The 20,936-nt window shown below is 60.0% G+C and carries 21 protein-coding genes; 4 read left to right on the top strand and 17 right to left on the bottom strand.

Translation table 11 applies throughout. The annotated features are described in order from the left end of the window. Positions 1 to 11 precede the first annotated feature (11 nt). The 6 genes from AAE484_RS04120 to AAE484_RS04095 form a co-directional block, all read right to left on the bottom strand. On the bottom strand, positions 12 to 488 hold the full coding sequence (locus tag AAE484_RS04120) for a low molecular weight protein-tyrosine-phosphatase (protein WP_341937067.1): 477 nt from the start codon (positions 486 to 488) through the stop codon (positions 12 to 14). A 2-nt stretch (positions 489 to 490) separates the two neighbouring features. Further along, a complete protein-coding gene (gene kdsB, locus AAE484_RS04115; RefSeq protein ID WP_341937066.1) occupies positions 491 to 1,279 on the bottom strand; it encodes a 3-deoxy-manno-octulosonate cytidylyltransferase in 789 nt (262 codons plus the stop codon). Continuing rightward, the gene (lpxK, locus tag AAE484_RS04110; protein WP_341937065.1) at positions 1,276 to 2,343 is read right to left on the bottom strand and encodes a tetraacyldisaccharide 4'-kinase; all 1,068 of its coding nucleotides are present in this window, start codon (positions 2,341 to 2,343) and stop codon (positions 1,276 to 1,278) included. Before lpxK ends, kdsB begins: the two co-directional genes overlap by 4 nt. Positions 2,344 to 2,352: 9 nt before the next feature. Beyond that, positions 2,353 to 2,778, bottom strand: coding sequence for an ExbD/TolR family protein (locus tag AAE484_RS04105; RefSeq protein ID WP_341937064.1), 426 nt, complete (start codon positions 2,776 to 2,778; stop codon positions 2,353 to 2,355). An 18-nt stretch (positions 2,779 to 2,796) separates the two neighbouring features. Then, positions 2,797 to 3,423, bottom strand: a complete 627-nt coding sequence (locus AAE484_RS04100) for a MotA/TolQ/ExbB proton channel family protein (RefSeq protein WP_341937063.1) — start codon at positions 3,421 to 3,423, stop codon at positions 2,797 to 2,799. Positions 3,424 to 4,013: 590 nt separating this feature from the next. After that, on the bottom strand, positions 4,014 to 6,380 hold the full coding sequence (locus tag AAE484_RS04095; protein WP_341937062.1) for a DNA internalization-related competence protein ComEC/Rec2: 2,367 nt from the start codon (positions 6,378 to 6,380) through the stop codon (positions 4,014 to 4,016). Between the two features lie 141 nt (positions 6,381 to 6,521). Here AAE484_RS04095 and AAE484_RS04090 point away from each other — a divergent pair, with 141 nt between their 5' ends. Together AAE484_RS04090 and AAE484_RS04085 are read left to right on the top strand one after the other, a co-directional pair. Then, complete coding sequence (locus AAE484_RS04090; protein ID WP_341937061.1) at positions 6,522 to 8,693, top strand: hypothetical protein; 2,172 nt, start codon at positions 6,522 to 6,524, stop codon at positions 8,691 to 8,693. Between the two features lie 130 nt (positions 8,694 to 8,823). Beyond that, a complete protein-coding gene (locus tag AAE484_RS04085; RefSeq protein WP_341937060.1) occupies positions 8,824 to 9,408 on the top strand; it encodes a DUF2062 domain-containing protein in 585 nt (194 codons plus the stop codon). Between the two features lies 1 nt (position 9,409). On the opposite strand, the gene AAE484_RS04080 is transcribed toward AAE484_RS04085, so the two are convergent. The 3 genes from AAE484_RS04080 to AAE484_RS04070 are packed head-to-tail and all read right to left on the bottom strand — an operon-like array spanning position 9,410 to position 12,552. Beyond that, positions 9,410 to 10,645, bottom strand: coding sequence for a lipoprotein-releasing ABC transporter permease subunit (locus AAE484_RS04080; RefSeq protein ID WP_341937059.1), 1,236 nt, complete (start codon positions 10,643 to 10,645; stop codon positions 9,410 to 9,412). Further along, positions 10,632 to 11,321, bottom strand: coding sequence for a lipoprotein-releasing ABC transporter ATP-binding protein LolD (lolD, locus tag AAE484_RS04075; RefSeq protein ID WP_341937058.1), 690 nt, complete (start codon positions 11,319 to 11,321; stop codon positions 10,632 to 10,634). Before lolD ends, AAE484_RS04080 begins: the two co-directional genes overlap by 14 nt. Continuing rightward, on the bottom strand, positions 11,314 to 12,552 hold the full coding sequence (locus AAE484_RS04070; RefSeq protein ID WP_341937057.1) for a lipoprotein-releasing ABC transporter permease subunit: 1,239 nt from the start codon (positions 12,550 to 12,552) through the stop codon (positions 11,314 to 11,316). The genes lolD and AAE484_RS04070 overlap by 8 nt, the downstream gene beginning before the upstream one ends. A 119-nt stretch (positions 12,553 to 12,671) precedes the next feature. On the opposite strand from AAE484_RS04070, the gene AAE484_RS04065 reads away from it, so the two are divergent. Continuing rightward, positions 12,672 to 13,283, top strand: coding sequence for a PilZ domain-containing protein (locus AAE484_RS04065; protein WP_341937056.1), 612 nt, complete (start codon positions 12,672 to 12,674; stop codon positions 13,281 to 13,283). After that, complete coding sequence (locus AAE484_RS04060; protein ID WP_341937055.1) at positions 13,280 to 13,630, top strand: hypothetical protein; 351 nt, start codon at positions 13,280 to 13,282, stop codon at positions 13,628 to 13,630. The genes AAE484_RS04065 and AAE484_RS04060 overlap by 4 nt, the downstream gene beginning before the upstream one ends. Here AAE484_RS04060 and sthA read toward each other — a convergent pair. The 8 genes from sthA to AAE484_RS04020 all read right to left on the bottom strand — a co-directional run bounded on the left by sthA (position 13,617) and on the right by AAE484_RS04020 (position 20,934). After that, a complete protein-coding gene (gene sthA / locus AAE484_RS04055; protein ID WP_341937054.1) occupies positions 13,617 to 15,014 on the bottom strand; it encodes a Si-specific NAD(P)(+) transhydrogenase in 1,398 nt (465 codons plus the stop codon). The genes AAE484_RS04060 and sthA overlap by 14 nt on opposite strands. Beyond that, positions 15,014 to 15,316, bottom strand: coding sequence for a (Na+)-NQR maturation NqrM (gene nqrM, locus AAE484_RS04050; protein WP_341937053.1), 303 nt, complete (start codon positions 15,314 to 15,316; stop codon positions 15,014 to 15,016). Before nqrM ends, sthA begins: the two co-directional genes overlap by 1 nt. Before the next feature lie 67 nt (positions 15,317 to 15,383). After that, positions 15,384 to 16,388: an FAD:protein FMN transferase gene (locus AAE484_RS04045; RefSeq protein ID WP_341937052.1), complete on the bottom strand. Its 1,005-nt coding sequence runs from the start codon at positions 16,386 to 16,388 to the stop codon at positions 15,384 to 15,386. Positions 16,389 to 16,444: 56 nt separating this feature from the next. Further along, a complete protein-coding gene (nqrF, locus tag AAE484_RS04040) occupies positions 16,445 to 17,668 on the bottom strand; it encodes an NADH:ubiquinone reductase (Na(+)-transporting) subunit F (RefSeq protein ID WP_341937051.1) in 1,224 nt (407 codons plus the stop codon). Positions 17,669 to 17,685: 17 nt separating this feature from the next. Continuing rightward, on the bottom strand, positions 17,686 to 18,294 hold the full coding sequence (gene nqrE / locus AAE484_RS04035) for an NADH:ubiquinone reductase (Na(+)-transporting) subunit E (protein ID WP_341937050.1): 609 nt from the start codon (positions 18,292 to 18,294) through the stop codon (positions 17,686 to 17,688). 2 nt (positions 18,295 to 18,296) lie between these two features. Continuing rightward, a complete protein-coding gene (locus AAE484_RS04030; RefSeq protein WP_341937049.1) occupies positions 18,297 to 18,956 on the bottom strand; it encodes an NADH:ubiquinone reductase (Na(+)-transporting) subunit D in 660 nt (219 codons plus the stop codon). A gap of 3 nt (positions 18,957 to 18,959) precedes the next feature. Continuing rightward, positions 18,960 to 19,739 (bottom strand): Na(+)-translocating NADH-quinone reductase subunit C, encoded by a 780-nt coding sequence (locus AAE484_RS04025; RefSeq protein WP_341937048.1) that lies wholly within the window; start codon positions 19,737 to 19,739, stop codon positions 18,960 to 18,962. Further along, positions 19,732 to 20,934, bottom strand: a complete 1,203-nt coding sequence (locus AAE484_RS04020) for an NADH:ubiquinone reductase (Na(+)-transporting) subunit B (RefSeq protein ID WP_341937047.1) — start codon at positions 20,932 to 20,934, stop codon at positions 19,732 to 19,734. Before AAE484_RS04020 ends, AAE484_RS04025 begins: the two co-directional genes overlap by 8 nt. Between the last annotated feature and the right edge of the window lie 2 nt (positions 20,935 to 20,936).

Raw genomic sequence — 20,936 nt, 5'->3', positions numbered from 1 at the left:
GTTCTTGCGGGCTAAGCCGACCGGCTTTTGATTTCGTTCAGCAGTCCGTCACTGGCTTCTTCCACCAGATCGAGCACCAATTCAAAGCCCTGATCGCCGCCGTAGTAAGGATCGGGCACTTCCCGGTGGCCGGAAGCCGGGGCGAAGTCCAGAAACAGCCCCAGGTGGCCCCGATAGTGCTCGGGCGCTATCAACTGCAGCTCTTCCAGATTACTCTCATCCATCGCCAGAATGTAGTCGAAGCGTTCAAAGTCCTGCGGGCTGACCTGCTGCGCAATCAGCGCAGACAGATCGTAGCCGCGCTCCAGGGCTTTGGCCTGAGCGCGTGCGTCAGGGGATTTGCCCACGTGCCAGGGGCCGGTGCCGGCGGACTCGATCAGCACCGAGTCCCGCAAGCCGGCCTGTTCGACTTTGCGTTGAAAAATGCCGTGGGCGGTCGGCGATCGACAGATGTTGCCCAGGCACACAAACAGGACATTGGTCGGCATGGTTAACGCTCTCTTGATGATGACTGAGGGTGTTCGATGAGGTAGTCCCTGACCCGCTCCAGATCCTCGGCGGTGTCGACTCCGCCCGGAACCGGCTGACAGGCATCCGCCACATGAATGCTCTCGCCCTGCCACAATACCCGCAACTGCTCCAGCGACTCCAATTGTTCCAGCGGCGCCTGATGCCAACCCACAAACCGGTGCAGCAGGCCAACGCGGTAGGCATAAATGCCGATGTGCCGCCGGGCCGACAAATTTTCGGGCAGGCTCTGTGAGGATGATTCGGCAAAGGCATCTCGGGGCCAGGGAATGGGGGCACGGCTGAAATACAGGGCGCGCCCCGAAACATCAGTGACCACTTTGACAATATTGGGATTGCAAAAGTCGGTCTGCGTTTCAATCGGTTCACACAGGGTCGCCACGCTCGCTTTCGAATCTGCGGCCAGGTTCCCGGCGACCTGATTGATCACCTCGGGCGGAATCAACGGTTCATCGCCCTGGACATTGACCACGATGGCCTCGTCGGGTAATGCCAACTGGGTCGCCACGGATTGCAGGCGATCGGTGCCCGAGGGAAGATCGGGCGAGGTCATACACACCCTCGCGCCAAAGGCATTGGCCGCCTGTTCGATGCGCGCATCATCGGTGGCGATAATGACCTCTTGCGCGTCGCTTTCGCAGGCCCGCTCGTAGACGTGCTGAATCATGGGCTTGCCGGCAATGTCCTTCAGAGGCTTCGCGGGCAGGCGCGAGGAGGCATAGCGGGCGGGAATGACCACATAAAAACTCATGTTTGGTGCTCCGCAGAAAAATCGCGTTTCAACAAATCCAGACGCGTATCGAGTGTCTGCCAGAAGCGATCCGGCAGGTCGGCGCTCACCGACAGATACCACCAGTCAGGCCTGGCAAAAGCCTGACACTTTACCGCATCCTTGGCCGTCATCACCACCGGAGCGGGCGGGTCGAAGTCCAACTGCCCGGGCGTATACTCATGATGGTCGGGAAAGGCGTGCGGAATCGGCGTCAGTTGCAGCTGTTCCAGAGTCGTGAAAAAACGCTCGGGGTGTCCAATTCCCGCCACCGCATGCACGCTCTGGCCCTCCCGGAAACGGCTCAGGGGTTCGGGTGCGCCGCCCGAGACGGGGCACCAGGATCGGGGCTGGATCGACATCCGGTAAGGACCGGTGGGGTTTGATGAGTCTGAGAGCGGGGATAAACCGGACAAACGTTCGGACAGCGCGTCGTCGGGCGCGCCATTGACCACGATCCAGTCCACTTCCTGTAGACGACGGACCGGTTCGCGCAGAGGGCCGGCCGGCAGGCAGTGGCCGTTGCCAAAACCGCGCCTTCCATCCACGACCGCAATTTCCAGCGCGCGGGCCAGACGGTAGTGTTGCAGACCGTCATCGCTCAGAATCAGATCGCACCCCTGATCACATAGCCTCTGTCCGGCCGCCACGCGATCGGGCCCCACGACCACAGGACAGCCCGTCGCCCGGGCAATGGCCAGGGGTTCATCCCCACTGTGGTGGACCGGCGTGTCGGGCGTTACCGCCAGAGGATAGTTCGGTGCCCGCCCGCCGTAGCCCCGGCTGACAATGCCCGGACGATAGCCGCGCTGCTGCAGGTGCTCGGCGAGCGAGATGATAAGCGGTGTCTTGCCGGTGCCCCCGACACTGATATTGCCCACGACAATCACCGGTACGGACAGTTGCTGCTGATGCCGTTTTTCGAGCCAGACACGGCGGGCGGCCGCGAGCAACCGAAACAGACCGGTCAGGGGCAATAGCAGATACACCCAGCGACTCCGGCCATACCAGACACCCTGCCAGAACGCTTCTGCGCCTTGCGCCATCCGAGCCCCCTAGTCCCCGGTGTCGGGTCGCCGCGTGGTAATGCTCAGGTGCACAAACCCCAGCTGGCCCGCCGCATCCATGGCACGCACCACGCTCTCGTGGGGCGCCTGGGCGTCAGCGGTAATGGTGAGCGGCAGTTGGGTGTCGCCCCCGGAGGCTTTCTCCAGCGCAGACCGCAGGGTCGCGATTTTGGCGTTCATCAGACTGCGGCCATTGACCGAGTAGTCGCCCTCGGCGGTGATCAGAATGTCCAGCGGCTCCCGGGCTTCCTGAGCGCTGGGTTCACCCTCGGCTTCGGGCAGGTCGATGCTCAAATGGGTTTCTTTGGTAAAAGTGGTGGACACCATGAAAAAGATCAACAGCAGAAACACCACATCGATCAGTGGTGTCAGATTGATGCTGTCATTTTCTCTGGGTTGACGACGAAATTGCACCCGCGACTCCTCAACCGATCAGTTGGATTTCACATCGACCCGGCGGTCGCTGTGCAGTGCATCGACCAGTTTCACCGCTTCCTCTTCCATGGTCACGACGATCGTGTCGACCCGGCGTTGGAAAAAGCGGTGCAGAATCATCGCGGGAATGGCCACGGTAAGACCCGCCGCCGTGGTGATCAGCGCCTCGGAAATACCGCCCGCCAGCACCGCCGCATTGCCGGTGCCCTGCAGCATGATGGCGGTAAAGACCTTGATCATGCCGATGACGGTGCCGAGCAGGCCCAGTAGCGGAGCGATGTTGGCGATTGTGCTGAGGATGGTCAGGTAGCGTTCCATGTCGTGAATGACCTGACTGGCGGCTTCCTGAATGCTGTCTTTCATCACTTCCCGTCCGTGCCGGGAGTTACTCAGCCCGGCCGCAAGGATTCGGCCCAGGGGTGAGGATTGTTTCAGTTCCCGCAATTTGCTGGCATCGAGCTGGTTGTTTTTGATCCAGCTCCAGACCTGCGCCAGCAGGTGACGCGGCGCAATTTTTTTGGGCTCCAGGGTCCAGTAGCGCTCGCCACCGATACCGATAACCAGGATAGAGCAGATAATAATGGGCACCATCAACCAGCCGCCGGCGGTAATAATCTCAAACACAAACAGATCCTCTACTCATTTTTGCTCGTTGTTACGTTCTGGTCACTGTGTAACCCAATAGATACCCCGACTCGGCATGGGGTAAGGCTTTGCAAGACACGCAGCAAGTACATCCCTGTAGCTCCTCACCACTAGTCCCGCGGGTGAGGGTCTTGCAAAGCCTTACCCCACACCGAGTCTCAGTGCCACATTTATTGCCTGGTTCGCCTTAGAACGCGCATGGCCGAAGACGGTCCCACATGTATCTACCCGACCGTCTACCCTCACAGTTGCAGCAGCGAACAGTCTAAAAAACCGGAACAATAGCACAGCCACAAACGCTGGTGAAAACACTACGTCACATAAAAACACATTCGGCTCATTCCAGCGACGGAGTACAAAACCCAGAATCTGGCACCGAGCCCGGAGGGCTGACCCCTTTCCGGGACCGTCGAAGGGAGGGACCCCGCCGACGAGCTTACAGGGATGTATTTACAGACAATTGCTCCTGCATTGTCTGCATACACGCCATCCCTGGCGATAACAGCGTGTCCCGGAAAGGGGTTACCCCACCTGGCGACCAATGTAGAACTCCAAATCGTGAAACTCGATCACTGATACCAATACCGCCGCTGATACTCCCGATAGTAGCGCCGGCTCATCGACCCATCCTCATCCCACCAGAACTCCAACGCCCCCAACTCCCCCGTGTGCAGCAACTCACTGCCCTGCTCCCGATAACGCGCCTCAACATCCGGATGCGGATGGCCCAGATGGTTCTCATAACCGGCACTGACCACCGCCCACTCCGGCCGCACCCGCTCGACCCAGACCGGAGTGGACGAACTGACACTGCCGTGATGGGGCACCTGCAGCAGCGTCAACGCCTCGGGCACACGCTCCCGCCCGATCAGACGCCACTCCACCTCCCGCTCGATATCACCGGCCAACAACAAACGCTGACCGGCGTATTCGATCAGCAGCACACAGGAGTGATTGTTACTGTTGGCCTCTGCCGGCTGACCCGCGAACAGCAGGCTGAAACGCACCCCATCCCACCGCCAGCTCCTGTTCTCATGGCAATCGCGCGGCTCCGGCGCTGCCAGAGACTCCGGAAATGGGGCGCCCGAGTCCAGTCTCGACGGCTCCCCCAACCAGAGTCGGGTCGTGGGAATGGCGGTCAGTAAGCTTTTCAGGCCGCCGGCGTGATCATTGTCGCCGTGGCTGACCACCACCGCGTCCAGCTCCGACACGCCACGGCGGCGCAGATAGGGGGCCACAATCGCCCCACCGGCGTCCATGCGGTCGCTGTAGCGCGGGCCGGTATCATACACCAGGCTGTGCCGGGGCGTCTGTACGACCACGGCCAGCCCCTGCCCCACGTCCAGAAAGGTCAGCCGCAGCGGGGGTGGCCGCTCGCCGGGCAGGCAGAGCGCGAGCACCAGGGCCGGATACCCGAGCCAGCGACCGGGCAGCCCCGCCGGCAATAACAGCATCAATATCGCCAGCGACGCCAGCACCAGCCCCGGCCAACCAAAATGGGGCTGAAATTGCAGAGCCTCACCCGCCAGTTCATCCAGAATGACCAGCCAGAGCTCAAGTCCCGTCAGGCCCCAGTCCGCCAGCCGGAGCAACAGTCCGCTCAGCCCCGGCCAGACCCCGACCAGAGAGGCGGCAAAAAGCAACCAGGGAACGACGGCAAAGGTGACCAGGGGGATGGCCAGCATGTTCGCCAGCGGCGCCAGCAGTGTGGCCCCCTGGGTCAGCATGACCAGCGGAATCAGCAATCCGAGGAAGACCACCCACTGGGAGCGGATCAGGCTCGCGCCCGGGCGTGGCTGACGGGAGGGCGTGCGCCCGACAAACGCCAACAGCAGAACCGCCACGGCGGCAAACGACAGCCAGAAGCCGAGATCGAACCCGGCCAGGGGATCGAGCAGGAGCACTGTCGCCAGGGCGAGGATCAGAAGGTCGGAGGGGCGCACATGGCGCCGCCCGAGCAGTGCCAGTTGCACCACCGCCACCATGACCAGGGCCCGCTGGGTGGGCAGACTGAAACCCGCCAGGGCGCTATAGGCCAGTGCCAGCACCAGGGCCAGAGCATGCCCTACCCAGACGGCAGGCACCCGATAAAACAGCAGGTTCAGCGGACGTCCCAGCAAGGAGCCCAGTGTGAAGCCACACAGCGCCACAAAGCCGATGTGCAGCCCTGAGATTGCGATCAGATGATTGGTGCCGGTGCGCTGCAACCGCTGCCACTGCTCGTTGCTCAGGCCCGAGCGCTCCCCGATGAGCAGTGCCTGCAACATCGCCCCCTGCACCAGACCCTCGCCTTCGGGCCAACCCGGATGAGCTTCCAGCCAGGCGCGAGCCCGCTGGCGCCAGTATCCCAGGGTCAGTCTGGAGGCGGACGCCAGGCGTCGATTGGCCTCGTCAGTGCGCACATAACCCACCGCATCCACCCCCTGGCGCATGAGCCAGAGCTGGTAATCAAAAGCCGATGGATTCACAAAACCCCGGGGCGGGCGCAGGCGCAGTCTGAGTTGCCAGGTTTCACCGCTGTTCACCGCCGGTCCGCCGTACCAGCTCACCCGGATGCGCCGCACCGGCGGGTTGATCCCGGAGTCCTCTGGCCACTGGGAGACATCCAGCAAAAATCGCTGCCGACGACTGTCACTATCAGGCAACCCCACCACCTGGCCACTCACCACAAAGGATTCACCCGAGCGCGACTCCGGTATCCGGTGGGCCAGCGTCCAGTGGGCCCAGACCAGGGACCAGAGCGCGCCCAGCAGACAACCGGCCACCACCGGGAGCACCGGGGTGGGCAGTGAGCTCTTCAGACGGGATCGGAGCGGAGGAAGCAGCCACGCGCTGACGGGGACCAGTAACAGTAACAGCCAGCCACGAGCGGGCAGCGTGGGGAGGCCCCCCAACGCCACCAGGGTGACACTGAAACTGAGTAATGCCGCACGCATAGCCGCTCCCTGGCCGGTTTGTTTCGCTCAGCGGAGTATGCCGCAAACACAGGACACTACCAAGCGTGAAATCTGACTATACTGGGGTCAGCTCCTCAAACTGTGAGATTGAGCGCATTTTACGAGGTAACAAGCGCCGGTATGCTCAACACTCTGACCCTGACCAACATCATTCTGGGCGAACTGATCCTGGTGCTGCTGCTCGGCGGCGGACTGCTGACGTTCGTTCTGTTCCGGGAGCGGCGCAAGCACCGCCGGGTGCTCGACGCCTACCATCGGCTGCGCCAGACGCTGCGCACCGAGCGTACCCAGAAGCGGGAGCAGACCGAGGTTCAGCCCGAGGGCGCCGATGACGCCGTGGCGACCTACCTGGCCAACAGCAAGGAGGCGGCCCAGCAGCGCTACCAGAACATCACCCAATCGACCGTCCCCCGTCTGGCGCCGGAACAGCCATTCAACGCCAAAGTGGCCGCTCTGCGCTACCTCTACATTGAAGCGGAAGCCCGCGCCCACCGCAAGGAGCAGGCGTCGGGCGATGCCTGGGTACTGTTGGAGCGCCAGTTGTACGATATCGCCCGCTGGATCGTGGATCAGGGCAAGCCCAGCCGACAGCGGAACAATCAGGTCAAGCTGCTACAGCAGCGGATCGAAAAACTGAAGGGGTTTGAGAAGCTCAGCCGCGATCTGCAGCGCAAACTGGATCTCAACCAGATCAAACGCGACGAGCTGGAAGCGCTGCAGGAGGAGAACCGGATCACCATCGACAAGTTGCGTCGGATCAATCAAGCCTTGAGCCTCAGCCAGAGCGAACCGGATCGCGGAACCGACAGCCTGCGCCGGGAACTGGGCGAGATCATGGGCGATGATGCGCCCACCATTATCGGTGCCCAGCAGCGAGTGGCCAAAATCGAGCATTTCTCCAATGATCACCAGCGTCTGCAGCGCGAACTCACCCAGGGGCTGCGCGAGTACAATGGCGAATACCCTTCCGCTCGGGGCCCGGAGCTGGAGAGCACCATCCAGCGCCTGGAGGCCGAACTCTACCGCTCAGAGCGCCACATCAACGAGCTGAAGCAACAACTGCAAGCGCCCTCCTCGACTCAGGCGGGCGTGACCTCGGCTTATGTCACGGCCAATGCGGGTGTCCTGGCTCCCGAGGAAAACCCGGAGACGGCCATGGAGCAAATCCAGGAAACCCTCCGTGTCATTCACACCAACATGGCGGACAGTACCTCGGCACTCAACCAGGCTGCCAATGAGCGACCGGGCCAGTCGCCCTACTCGCTCGCCGAGATACAGCAACTGCGCAATAACAACCAGCGCCAGCGCAACCTGATCGTCGATCTTGAAGGCGAAATGAAGCATTTGCGCGACGCCATCCCCGAGACCGAGGATAGTGAACTGAAAGACCAGCAGATCGCCGAGTTGCACCGCCTGGAGCGGCTGGTCAAGGAGTGCGAACACTGCATACTGGCACTGGAGAGCGAAGTGGACATGCTCTACAACCAGCTCATGGAGCGGCAGAGCACGGCACCGGAGACCAGCGTTTCACCGGAAAGCCTGGAGCAACTGCAGGGGGAGCTGGAGGTCATGTCCGAACGCCTGGAAGCCAGCCGGGTCGACAGCGAACAGGATGCACTCCTGCGCCAGTTCTCCCTCGACAGCCTGCACGCTGAGAGTATCGAGGAGCTTGCCCGCGATCTGATCAAGATACTGAAAAAAGCCGAGCTGAGAGCGGGCTTCTACATCGAGTCCAAAATCGGTCATGCTGAATACTTCCCCGGCAAACTCTTTTCCGAAAAAGACCGCGCCACAGTGCGTCGGACCACATTGGCAGCGGAAGTCGCCTACCTGAACGAGGGCATTCTGTTCGCCAGCAACCATATGCACCTGATGCTCAAATATCCGCCCGAGGAGGACGAAGCACTCTCTGACAGCGAGAAACTCCTACACAACCTGCTGGCATTGGCCAGCACGCGTATCGAGAACCTGGAACGACAGCAACTGGCGGGAAAACACAATCAACTGCTGGAGGAGTGGTCGGTCAACGCCCACAACACACTCGTGAACATGGAGATCACCTATGCCTACCAGACGGAAGAAACCCTGAGGCTGATGGACAACCTTGCCGACCAGCTTCATCGGGCACTCAAGCTGACGACCACAACCGACAGCACCCGCGCCGTCGTAGAAAATGCCCTGAGCGAGTGCCAACACCGGATTCGCCACTTGCTCACCAACGAAGAGAGCGTGGATCAGGGCTGCGTGCGACTACTGGAGTACCTGCAGCACTTGCCTCATAAAGGGCGGTGAGGCCGGCCCGTAAGCCTTGACAGGCACAGCTGTGAACGCCCAGAGTGATTTTGAACAACGCGGAAACATCGTTTTTTTCCGGTTGAGCAGGCATAATGCCCCTCTTTCCACGGCCGTCATGTGATTGAGTATGGCACGTAAGCTACTTCGGCGATTGATCCCCAGCGCTGCAACCATCAAAAACACCCCGGCGCTGCATTTTCTGGGCGACATGCTGCACGATCCCAACCTCTTCCACCTCAACCGCCACTCGGTGTCGGTCGCCTTTTTTGTGGGCATCTTCGTTGCCTTTATTCCCCTGCCGGGTCAGATGCCCATCGCAGCGCTGATGGCACTGCTACTGCGTTGCAACCTGCCCATTTCAGTCGTGCTGGTCTGGATCAGCAACCCTGTGACCATGCCCGCCATGTTTTTTGCCACCTACCAACTGGGCCGATGGTTGCTGGGCACGCCCCCGGTCAGCGTATCGCTGGAGTTGAGCCTGCACTGGTTGGTGCACGAATTCAGTCTGATCTGGAAGCCACTGTTGGCGGGCTCACTGATCAGCGGTCTGATCTTCGGGAGTCTGGGTTACATCACCATGCGGATTTTCTGGCGCTGGACCGTAGTGAAAAACTGGCAGCGTCGAAACCGCTGGCGCCGCGAACGGCGCGCCAGCGAAGACGGCCCCAACGAAAAGAAGGGCCCCAGCGAAGAGAAACCCGGCAAAAAATGAGTTATTCGAACCGCAGCGCCTCGGCCGGCTGTACCCGCGTCGCCCGCCAGGCGGGGTAGAGGCTGGCGACGAGACTGAGCACCAGCGCCGTCACGGAGACCTGGGCGACATCGGGCCAGTGAATGGCCGAGGGTAGGTAGCTGATGGGATAGACATCGGAATGCAAAAACTGAAAATTCAGCAACTGCTCCAGCCACTGAACAAACTCCGTCACCCAGAGTGACATTCCGATTCCGGCCAGCGTTCCCAGGGCCGTTCCGACAATGCCGATCACCCCGCCCTGCACCATGAAAATCCCCAGAATTTCGCCGCTGGAGGCGCCCAGTGTACGCAGGATGGCGATATCGCCCTGCTTGTCGACCACCACCATGATCAGGGTGGAGACCAGGTTGAAGGCGGCGATGGCGATGATCAGGAACAGCAACAGGCCGACCATCTGCTTGGACATATGAATGGCCTGGTAGAGGTTGCCGTGCGTGCGGGTCCAGTCGGACGTGTAGAAACCGCCCGGCAGCTCTCGCGCCAGCTGGCGCACCAGATCGGGCGCGATAAACAGGTCGTTGACCTGCAGCCGGATACCGCTGGCGGCCCCGGGTGCGCGAGTCAGATCTGAGGCGCGCGCCAGCGCCATCAGCGCCAGGTTATTGTCCAGCTCGGTGCCGGTATCAAACACGGCCAGCACTTCCAGTGCCTCGATCGTGGGCGCGCCCTCTCCGGCTCCGGGCGGCACGACCAGGGTCAGTTTCTCGCCCTCGCCCACCGACAGTTTTCGCGCCAGTCCGGCCCCGAGCATCACACCGCGCGGGTGCTGTGCCAGCGACTCCCAGGCCGCCTCGGGCACCGAGTCGGCCAGCACCGCCAGCGACTCCCGCTCCGCCGTGGGAATGCCATAAATCCGGGTGGGCGCGACCTCCCGGCGAAAAGAAAGCAGGCCTTCCATCTGCACAAAAGGGATGGCCGTGTCCACGTCCGGATGGGCTCTGAGCCGGTCGGCCAGGCTTTCGTACTCGACAATCCCATCCCGGTGGTAGAGCGCCGCATGGGGCATAATCCCGAGAATCCGTTCGCGCAACTCCCGATCAAAGCCATTCATGATCGACAGCACCAGGATCAACAGGGCCACGCCCACCACCAGCCCGACAATCGAGACCGACGAGATAAACGACACCAACTGGCTATGACGCTGGGAGAGCGCATAGCGCCGACCGATCAGTAGCGTCAGGCTATTGAGTTTCATGCAGCTGACCTTCGTGCAGAGTCAGGACCCGGTCCATGCGTCGCGCCAGTGCCAGATCGTGGGTGACCACCACAAAGCTGGTCCCGATCTCCCGGTTGAGCGACAGCATCAGTGCCTGAATGGCCTCACCCGCCTGGCCGTCCAGATTGCCCGTGGGCTCGTCCATCAAGACACAAGCGGGGTCGGCCACCAGCGCCCGGGCAATCGCCACCCGCTGGCGCTCACCGCCGGACAGCTCCGAGGGCTTGTGGTGCAGGCGCTCGCCCAGACCCACCCGCTCCAGCATGTTCGAAGCCCGGCGGTGTGCCTCGCCCCCCTGAATCTTTCCGATCAGCAGGGGCATGGCCACGTTTTCCAGTGCCGTAAATTCGGGCAGTAAGTGATGAAACTGGTAAACAAAGCCCAGTGTGCGGTTGCGCAGGCGACCGCGTTGATCGGCGCTCAGAGCCGAGAGCGCCTCCCCGGCGACGGCCACCTCGCCCGAATCGGGCAGATCCAGGCCACCCAGGATATTCAGCAGGGTGGACTTGCCCGAGCCGGAGGCGCCAACGATGGCGAGCCGCTCGCCCGCCTCCACCGTCAGATCGATGGCGTCGAGCACTTTGATGGTCTGTGGCCCCTGATCGTAGGTCTTCTGGACCTGGCGACAACGCAATACCGCCGTCGATTCATTCATAGCGCAAGGCCTCCGCTGGTTCGATTTTGGCGGCGCGCCAGGCCGGATACAGCGTCGCCAGGAAGCTGAGCAGCAGCGCCACGCCGCAGATGGACGCGACGTCCTGCCACATCAACTCAGAGGGAAGATGACTGATGAAATACACGGCCGGATCAAAAATACGCAGCCCCAGCAATGACTCTATGGAAGCGACCAGGGCACCGATATTGAGCGCCAGCAGGCAGCCGAGCACCGCTCCGATGGCCGTACCGGCAATGCCCACGGCGCTGCCCTGCACGACGAAGACCGCCATGATCTGACGGGCACTCATGCCCAATGTGCGCAATACCGCAATGTCGCTGCGTTTGTCCGCCACCATCAACACCAGACTGGAGACAATGTTGAACGCAGCCACCGCGATGATGATGCCGAGCAACACGGCAATCACCAGTTTTTCCATCTTCACCGCCTGAAACAGACTGCCCTGGGTCTGGCTCCAGTCCCGGACCCGATAATCGGGCCCCAGCTGCGAGGCCAGTTCGCTCAACACCGGCGCCGCCCGATAGATATCCGATACCTGCAGCTGCAAGCCCTGCACGCCCTCGACCCGGAACAGGCGCCGGGCATCATCCAGATGGATCATGGCCAGGCTCTGGTCCATCTGGGCCCCGACTTCAAAAACCCCCACCAGGGTAAACCGCCGGACCCGGGGGAAAATACCCGCCGGGGTTACCCGGATATCCGGCAGGGTGACCCGGACCTTGTCGCCCAGCGCCAATCCGAGCTGGCGGGCGAGCAGCCGCCCCATGACGATGCGGAATTCACCCGCCACCAGTTCGTCAGTGGAGCCAAGGGTCATGCGCTCTTCGACCACCGAGACCCGTGCCTGGGCCTCGGGTTCCACACCCAGTATCTGCACCCCTTCCACACCGCGGGCATGGGTCACCAGGCCGAAGCCTTCGATATAGGGCGCCGAGGCCATCACCTCCGGGTGTTGATCCACTTGCGCCGCCAGTGCCTGCCAATCATCCAGCTCCGGTTCACGATCGATAAAGCCATGGGGGACCACACTCAGAATGCGCGCCTTCATTTCCCGGTCAAACCCGTTCATGACCGACAGTACGGCGATCAGCGCCATCACGCCCAGCGCCATGCCGACCAGGGAGAAGGCGCTGACAAAGGATATAAACTGGTTGCGGCGCTTGGCGCGGGTATAGCGCAGGCCGATATAGAGTGGGACGATTCTTGGCATGAGCGCATTTAACCCTATTGGCCTGTCGGTCACAAGCCCGGCAACGGGTTTTTGCCCGGCACGCAAAACAGGGTATGCTATAGGACAACACTACTGATACAGAACGAGACCGGTTGACCATGTCTGAACGCCGTCACTATTTTCGCATCGATGACTACATCGACCTGCAGTACCGGCCGGTCGAGCCACAGACGGCCCGGGATACCCCGGCCGAAAACCTGTTTCCGGACGCGGCGGGACTGAGGGTCTATTCAGAGCTGAAAAAAATTGACAGCGAGAGCGCGCAACTGCTCTATCAGATCAAGGACCGGGACCGGCAACTGGCCGATTACCTGCACCTGCTCAATCGCAAGATCGACCTGCTGAGCCAACAGTTGATCGCCGAGCCGCGACAGCGCCAACTGCCGGGCAAGCGGCGCGAGGTCAACCTCAGCGAGGGCGGGCTGTCTTTCACCACGGACGAAGCATTGGAAGAGGGGCAACGATTGGCCCTGAACCTGACCTTTCTGCCCACCTTTGTGGGCGTCGCTGTCTATGCCCAAGTGGCACGGTGTGAACCCTGTCGCACCCAACAGTGGGAAATTGCGGCAGAATTCACCGATGTGACCGACGCACAACAACAACTGATCAGCCAACAGATCATGCGCGCCCAGATGGCGGAGAAACGCCGTCATCAGGAAACGTATCAGGCCCGAGAGGGTGACCGCCGACCAACAGGAGCCTCATCATGAGCCGCAACGCTACATCCATTATCCATGCCCTGGGCTGGGCACTGCTGCTGGGCGCGAGTCTGCCCGCCCTGGCCGACCAGGTCAAAGTACCCGTGGGCCAGCAGGCCGGTTCCGGGGAGGCTGGCGATGTGCCACGCAACGGCATGAACAAAGAACGGGTGGAAGAGCGTTTTGGCGCGCCCCGGGCACGACGGGCCGCCGTGGGCGATCCACCGATTTCAAGCTGGGAGTACGAGCACTACGTGGTCTACTTCGAGGGAGATACCGTGCTGCGCAGCGTGGTGAAACACCGCCCCCGGGCGGGGGCGGCAACAGACGGGGCCCGGCCCACTACTAACGACGGTTGATACGGCTCATGCCATCCAGCGCGGCCAGACGGTAGGCTTCGGCCATGGTGGGATAGTTGAAAGTGGTATCCAGGAAAAACTGAATACTGTTTGCCGCCCCACTCTGGCTCATGATGGCCTGCCCGATATGGACAATCTCGGCCGCCTCCGCACCGAAACAATGGACACCCAGGATTTCCAGGCTATCGACGTGGAACAGGAGCTTGAGCATTCCCACATCCTCGCCACTGATCTGTCCTCGCGCGGTGTGTTTGAACAGCGCGCGGCCCACTTCGTAAGGGACTCTGGCCGCCGTCAACTCCGTTTCCGTTTTGCCAATGGAGCTGATTTCCGGGATGGTGTAAATGCCGGTCGGCACATTGGTCAATGGCTTGCAGGGCTCGCCGGTAATCACCGCCGCCACCGCGCGGCCCTGATCGAATGACGCACTGGCCAGACTGGGCCAACCAATCACGTCACCCACCGCAAAGATATTGTCCACCGAAGTCCGATAGTCCTGACTGACCTGCAGGTTCCCCCGATAGTCGACTTCCAGACCGGTGGCGTCAATGTTGAGTTTGTCGGTGTTGCCACTGCGACCGTTACACCAGAGAATGGCGTCGGCCTTGAGGCGTTTGCCCGACTTGAGATGCAGCGTCACGCTGTGCTCGCTGGGCTCGATCGACTCGTACTCCTCACTGTGCCGGACCGTCACCCCGCCATCGCGCAAATGGTAGCTGAGGGCGTCGGATATCTCATCGTCCAGAAACGACAGGAGCCGGTCCCGGTTATTGATCAGATCGACCGTCACCCCGAGACCGGCGAAAATTGACGCATACTCACAACCAATCACACCGGCACCATAAATGATCATATGCCGCGGGGTGTGCTGCATTTCCAGAATGGTATCGCTGTCGTAGACCCGGGGGTGCTCAAAGTCCACATCCACCGGTCGATAGGGACGGGAGCCGGTCGCGATGATGATCGACTTGGCGGTAATGGTTTCCTGGGCGCCGTCGCCCTGATCCACACTCACAGTGTTGGCATCGATAAAGGAGGCCAGCCCGGTGTGCAAGTTGACCCGGTTGCGAATGTAAAATTCCGTGTGCAGCTCCACCTGCTTGGGGATCACCTTGGAGGCCGCCGAGAGCACCCTCGGGTAAGACAACCAGCGGGTGTCCCCCATTTCACGGAACAGGCTGACGCTGTTGTAGCGAATCAGCTGTTTGACCGCATGACGCAGGGATTTGGAGGGGATGGTGCCCTTGTGGGCGCAGTTGCCGCCCACGTGCGAGCGACTCTCGATGACAGCAACCCGGAGCCCGGATTTTGCCGCCGACATGGCGGCACTTTCACCCGCTGGTCCGGAACCGATAACCAGCACATCGTAGGTGTGATCAGCCACTAGAAAGGGCCTCCTTTTTCGTTTGTCGGATGGGTGTTTCTCTCTCCTCCCTCCCCACTGCTTTGACGAGTGGCATCGTAGGCCAGGTCTTCAAAAGCCTCTCCGGCCTCCTGGCGCTCGTTGATTTCTTTACACTTGCTCTCATCGTTGCCGCAAAGGTCGCAGACGTAATCCTTCTGGCCCAAGGCCGCGCCCACACCACCGCAAGAGCCGCTCAATGGCTTGCGGCCAAACAGCACGCCTACAGACATGCCGACAACCACCAGCAACATGACCGTCAGGGTCACAAACAGCATAGCCATAACATCCACCTCTCAAGCGCCCGAGCCCGTGGCTCGCGCGCATTTGTATTTCGCTCGGTAAGAGAGCCTACCAGTAGGGTTCAAACGCCTCGGAATGGCGGTCCACCAGCCCCTCACCTTCTTTGACAATCATATACACCGCAAGTTTTTCCCGCTCAGCAATGCGCATACCCTCTTGGGCGCCCAGCACGTTGAGCGCCGTTGCCCAGGCATCGGCTTCGGCGGAGGTCTCCGCCAGCACCGTGACCGACACCAGCTTGTGTTGAATCGGCCGCCCAGTGCGAGGGTCAATCGTATGGGAGTAACGCTGGCCATCGCGCTCATAGTAATTGCGGTAGTCACCCGAGGTCGCCATGGCAATGTCCGTCAGCGCAACGGCCTTTCGGGCTCCCTCGCGCAATGCGGCGGGTTGCTCTATGCCGATGCGCCAGCGATCACCTCGGGGGCTCTCACCCGACAAGCGGACTTCGCCGCCGATCTCCACCAGGTAGTGCTGATAGCCCCGGCTTTCGAGAAACTCTGCCAACTGATCGACGCCAAAGCCTTTGGCGATACCCGACAGATCCAGGTGAATGGCCCGCATCCGGCGCGCCCGATCGCCTTCGATCTGCAGATGCTCATAGCCAACATCGACCATCGCGCGCCTGAGCTGGTCATCACCCGGCGTCTGTTCCGGCTCTCCCTCTGGACCAAAACCCCAGAGATTCACCAGCGGGGCCACGGTTATGTCAAAGGCGCCTTCGCTGCGCTTGCTGATGTTGTGACTCAACGACAGCACCTCGGCCAGTGGCGCGGATAGACGCTGCCATTGGCCGATTTCCGAGCGGTTGAAGCGCATCAACTCCGAATCATCGATATAGGTCGACATTTGCTGGTTCACTTCCGCCAGCCGTTCGTCCAGATTCCGCTGCATCGCGTCGCGATCGATATCCAGGGTCCGTCCCTCTTCCGCCACCAGAGTGACATTGTAGGACGTACCCATGGTTTCGCCGCGAAACAGCTGATGCTCCCGCTCACTCGAGCGCTCGCAGCCGCTTATTGCCAGCACAAAAAACAAAAACGAGGCCAGCACTGCCGACCTCGTTTTTATTCTTGTGAGGAAATTATCCAACGTAAACTGAGGCTGCATTAACCACCAAAGTCATCGAGCATAATATTTTCATCTTCCACACCCAGATCCTTCAGCAGCTTGATCGCCGAGGCGTTCATCATGGGTGGGCCACACATGTAGTATTCACAATCTTCGGGTGCCGGGTGATCCTTCAGGTACATGTCGTACAGCACATTGTGAATAAAGCCGGTGGGGCCCTCCCAGTTGTCTTCAGGCTGGGGGTCGGAGAGTGCCACGTGCCACTCAAAGTTCTCGTTCTCTTCCTGAAGCTGATCGTACTCGTCCTGATAGAAAAGTTCGCGCAGCGAGCGCGCCCCGTACCAGAAGGTAATCTTCCGGTCGGTTTTGATACGGCGCAACTGATCGAAGATATGCGAGCGCATCGGGGCCATACCCGCGCCGCCGCCGATGAAGACCATCTCGGCATCGGTGTCCTTGGCAAAAAACTCGCCGAAGGGCCCGTACACAGTAATGGTATCGCCCGGCTTCAGGCTGAAAGTATAGGATGACATGATGCCCGGAGGAATATCTTTGGCGCCCGGGGGAGGCGTGGCGATGCGGATATTGAATTTCACAATGCCCCGCTCTTCCGGGTAGTTCGCCATGGAGTATGCGCGAATGACCGGCTCGTCCACTTTCGATTCCAGGTCAAAGAAACCGAAGCGTTCCCAGTCCCCGCGGAATTCCTCTTCGATGTCAAAGTCCTTGAACTTGACGTGGTGCGGCGGACACTCGAGCTGGACGTAACCACCGGCGCGGAAGTCGACATTCTCGCCCTCGGGCAATTTCAGCGTCAGCTCCTTGATGAAAGTCGCCAGATTCGGGTTGGCCTCAACAGTGCATTCCCACTGCTTCACGCCGAACACGTCTTCCGGGACCTGGATCTTCATGTCTTCCTTTACCGGCGTCTGGCAGGACAGACGCCAGCCCTCGCGGGCCTCGCGCTTGGTGAAGTGGCCTTCCTCGGTGGGCAACATGGCACCACCGCCCTCTTTGACGATGCACTTGCACTGCGCACAGGTTCCACCGCCACCGCAGGCCGAGGGCAAAAACAGGCCGGAATTGTTCAGGCTCTGCAACAGCTTGCCACCGGCAGGCACTTTCAGCTGTTTTTCGCCATTGATATCAATTTCCACATCGCCACTGGTAACCAGTTTGGCGCGGGCACTCAAGATCACCATCACCAGTGCGAACACGATGACGGTGAACATGACAACACCCAATATAATTTCCAAATTCATCTAGCCTACCTCGCTGGTTACAGGTCAATGCCGCCGAAAGACATAAAGCCCAGGGACATCAAGCCCACAGTGATGAAGGTAATTCCCAGACCGCGCAACCCGGCCGGGACATCGCTGTATTTCATCTTCTCCCGAATACCGGCCAGAGCGGTAATGGCCAGCGCCCAACCAACGCCGGAACCGGCGCCAAAGGCGACACTTTCGGCGAAGTTGTAATCCCGCTCCACCATGAACAGAGAACTGCCCAGAATGGCGCAGTTGACGGTAATCAGCGGAAGAAACACGCCCAGAGCGTTGTAGAGTTTGGGAACAAACTTGTCCAGAAACATCTCCATGATCTGTACCAGAGCCGCAATCACGCCAATGTACGTGATCAGTCCCAGAAAGCTCAGGTCCACATCCGGCAGCCCGGCCCAGGCCAGGGCACCGTCAGCCAGCACGTAGGTATAGAGCAGGTTGTTCACGGGTACGGTCACAACCTGGACCACGATCACCGCAATACCCAGACCGAAGGCGGCGCTGATCTTTTTGGAAATCGCCAGAAATGTACACATCCCCAGGAAGAAGGCCAGCGCCATATTCTCGATGAAAATCGTACGAATAAAAATGCTCAGCAAGTTTTCCACGATCAGGCCTCCTGCGGTTTGGTGTTAGGTGACATTGGATACTCTTCCTCTTCCACTTGCTCCGGCTTCCAGGCGCGAATGGCCCAGATGAAGAAACCGATCAGGAAGAACGCACTGGGCGGCAGCAACAACAGGCCATTGGGCACATACCAACCACCTTCGGTCACCGGGGTGAGCAGGGTCACACCAAACAGGCTACCAGAGCCGAACAGCTCGCGAATGAAGGCCAGACCAATCAGGATCGCGCTGTAACCCAGGCCATTACCCACACCATCGACAAAACTCGGGATGGGAGGGTTTTTCATGGCAAAGGCTTCCGCCCGGCCCATGACGATACAGTTGGTGATGATCAGACCCACAAATACCGACAGCTGCTTGCTGATGTCATAGGCAACGGCCTTGAGAATCTGATCCACCAGGATCACCAATGAGGCAATGATCGTCATCTGCACAATGATCCGGATACTGCCCGGAATGTGGTTGCGAACCGCAGAGACAAAAAAGTTGGAAAACGCCGTGACCGAGGTAAGCGCGATGCACATGACCAGGGTTACACTCAGGCTGTTGGTAACCGCCAACGCCGAACAGATACCCAGGATCTGCAACGTGATCGGGTTGTTGTCGAAAATGGGTTCAATCAGAAGTTTTTTCAGCTTCTTCATGGCTTAAGCCTCCCCTTCACGCAAATTGTTCAAAAACGGCTTGAAGCCCATATCACCCAGCCAGAACTTCACCAGGTTATCGACACCCTTGCTGGTCAGTGTGGCGCCCGAAAGGCCATCAACCTTGTGCTCAGCATTGGGGTCGGAGGAGTCAACACCACCCTTGATGACAGATAGCTGGACATTGCCCTCCTCGCCATAGACTTTCTTGCCTTCCCACTGGGCCTTCCAGTTCGGGTTGTCCACTTCGCCCCCGAGACCCGGCGTTTCGGCGTGGTCATAAAAGCCCAGGCCGACGACGGTGTTGGCATCCGCTTCCAGGGCCATGAAGCCGTATAGCGTCGACCAGAGACCATAGCCGCGAACCGGCAAAATGACGGTCTGCAGATCACCCTGATCGTTCTGTACCAGAAACACCTCGGCATATTGTTCACGCCGGGAGATGCCCGCGATATCTTCATCGCCAGTCAGGTTCATTGAGCGACTCGGGTCCTTCGCCGCTTTCCATTGATCGTATCTTTCCGGATCAATCTCGTCAGTGAACTCTCCGGTTTTCAGGTCGACCACTTTCGTGGTGACTCGCTCGGCAAAGATTTCCTCAACACCTCGATCAGCGTCCAGGAGATTCGCAGCCGACAGAATGTTGCTTTTGAAATCCAGCGCCTGGTTTGCCTCCTGAGCGGGGCGCAACAGCACCGCCGCTGTGGACACCACTACCGAGCAGACAATACACAGCATCAGGGTGACAGTGATTGTCTTCTTGATCGAATCGTTACTAGCCACGTGCCAACCTCCGCTTGATATTCGCTTGAACTACAACATGGTCAATCAGGGGTGCAAACAGGTTGGCAAACAGAATTGCCAACATCATCCCTTCCGGGAAAGCGGGGTTCACCACGCGAATAATCACCACCATAAAGCCGATCAACGCTCCGAACCAGAGCTTGCCGGTATTGGTCATGGAGGCCGATACCGGGTCGGTCGCCATGAACATCATGCCAAACGCAAAACCGCCCACGACCATATGCCAATACCAGGGCATGGCGAACATCGGATTGGTGTCCGAGCCCACACCGTTGAGCAGCAGGGTTGTGGCGATCATGCCCGCCATCACACCGGCGACGATGCGCCAGGAAGCAATGCCCATGATCAACAGAATGCCGCCACCGATGAAAATCGCCAGGGTAGATACCTCGCCAATCGAGCCCTGGATTCGGCCAATAAACGCATCCATCCAGCTGATCTGCTGAGTAAGCCCCTGAACCCCTTCCTGATAGGCAATGGACAGGGCAGTGGCACCGCTGTAGCCATCCACGGCGGTCCAGACAGCGTCGCCCGACATTTCGGCCGGGTAGGCAAAGAACATGAAAGCCCGCCCGGTCAGTGCCGGGTTGAGGAAGTTTTTGCCGGTACCACCGAACACTTCCTTACCCACAACCACACCGAAGCTGATACCCAGAGCCGCCTGCCACAGAGGCACATCGGGCGGACAGATCAGGGCAAACAGCACGGAGGTGACAAAGAAGCCTTCGTTCACTTCGTGACCGCGAACGGTGGCGAACAGCACTTCCCAGAAGCCACCCACCACAAAGACCACAAAGTAAATGGGAATGAAGTAGGCCGCGCCATGCCAGAACGAATCCCAGATGCTGCTCGGGTCATAGCCTCCCATCAGTTCGATGAAACCGCCACGCAGCCCCTCTACCGAGCTCATGCCCATATCGGCCATGATGGTATTGGCCTGGAAGCCGACGTTGTACATGCCGTAGAACATGGCGGGGAAGGTACAGAGCCACACCGTGATCATGATCCGCTTCAGGTCGATGCCGTCGCGTACATGAGCGGTGGTTTTGGTCACGTTCGGGGGACGATAGAAAATGGTGTCGACAGCCTCGTAGAGGGAATACCACTTTTCGTACTTGCCACCCTTGTGAAAATGGGGTTCAACTTTGTCGAGAACATTTCGCAGAGCTCGCATAC

This window comes from Marinimicrobium sp. C2-29 (assembly GCF_038419845.1).
GTDB lineage: Bacteria > Pseudomonadota > Gammaproteobacteria > Pseudomonadales > Cellvibrionaceae > Marinimicrobium.
The sequence above is the reverse complement of the archived record's forward strand: the minus strand, read 5'-3'. Positions and strand labels throughout refer to the sequence as shown.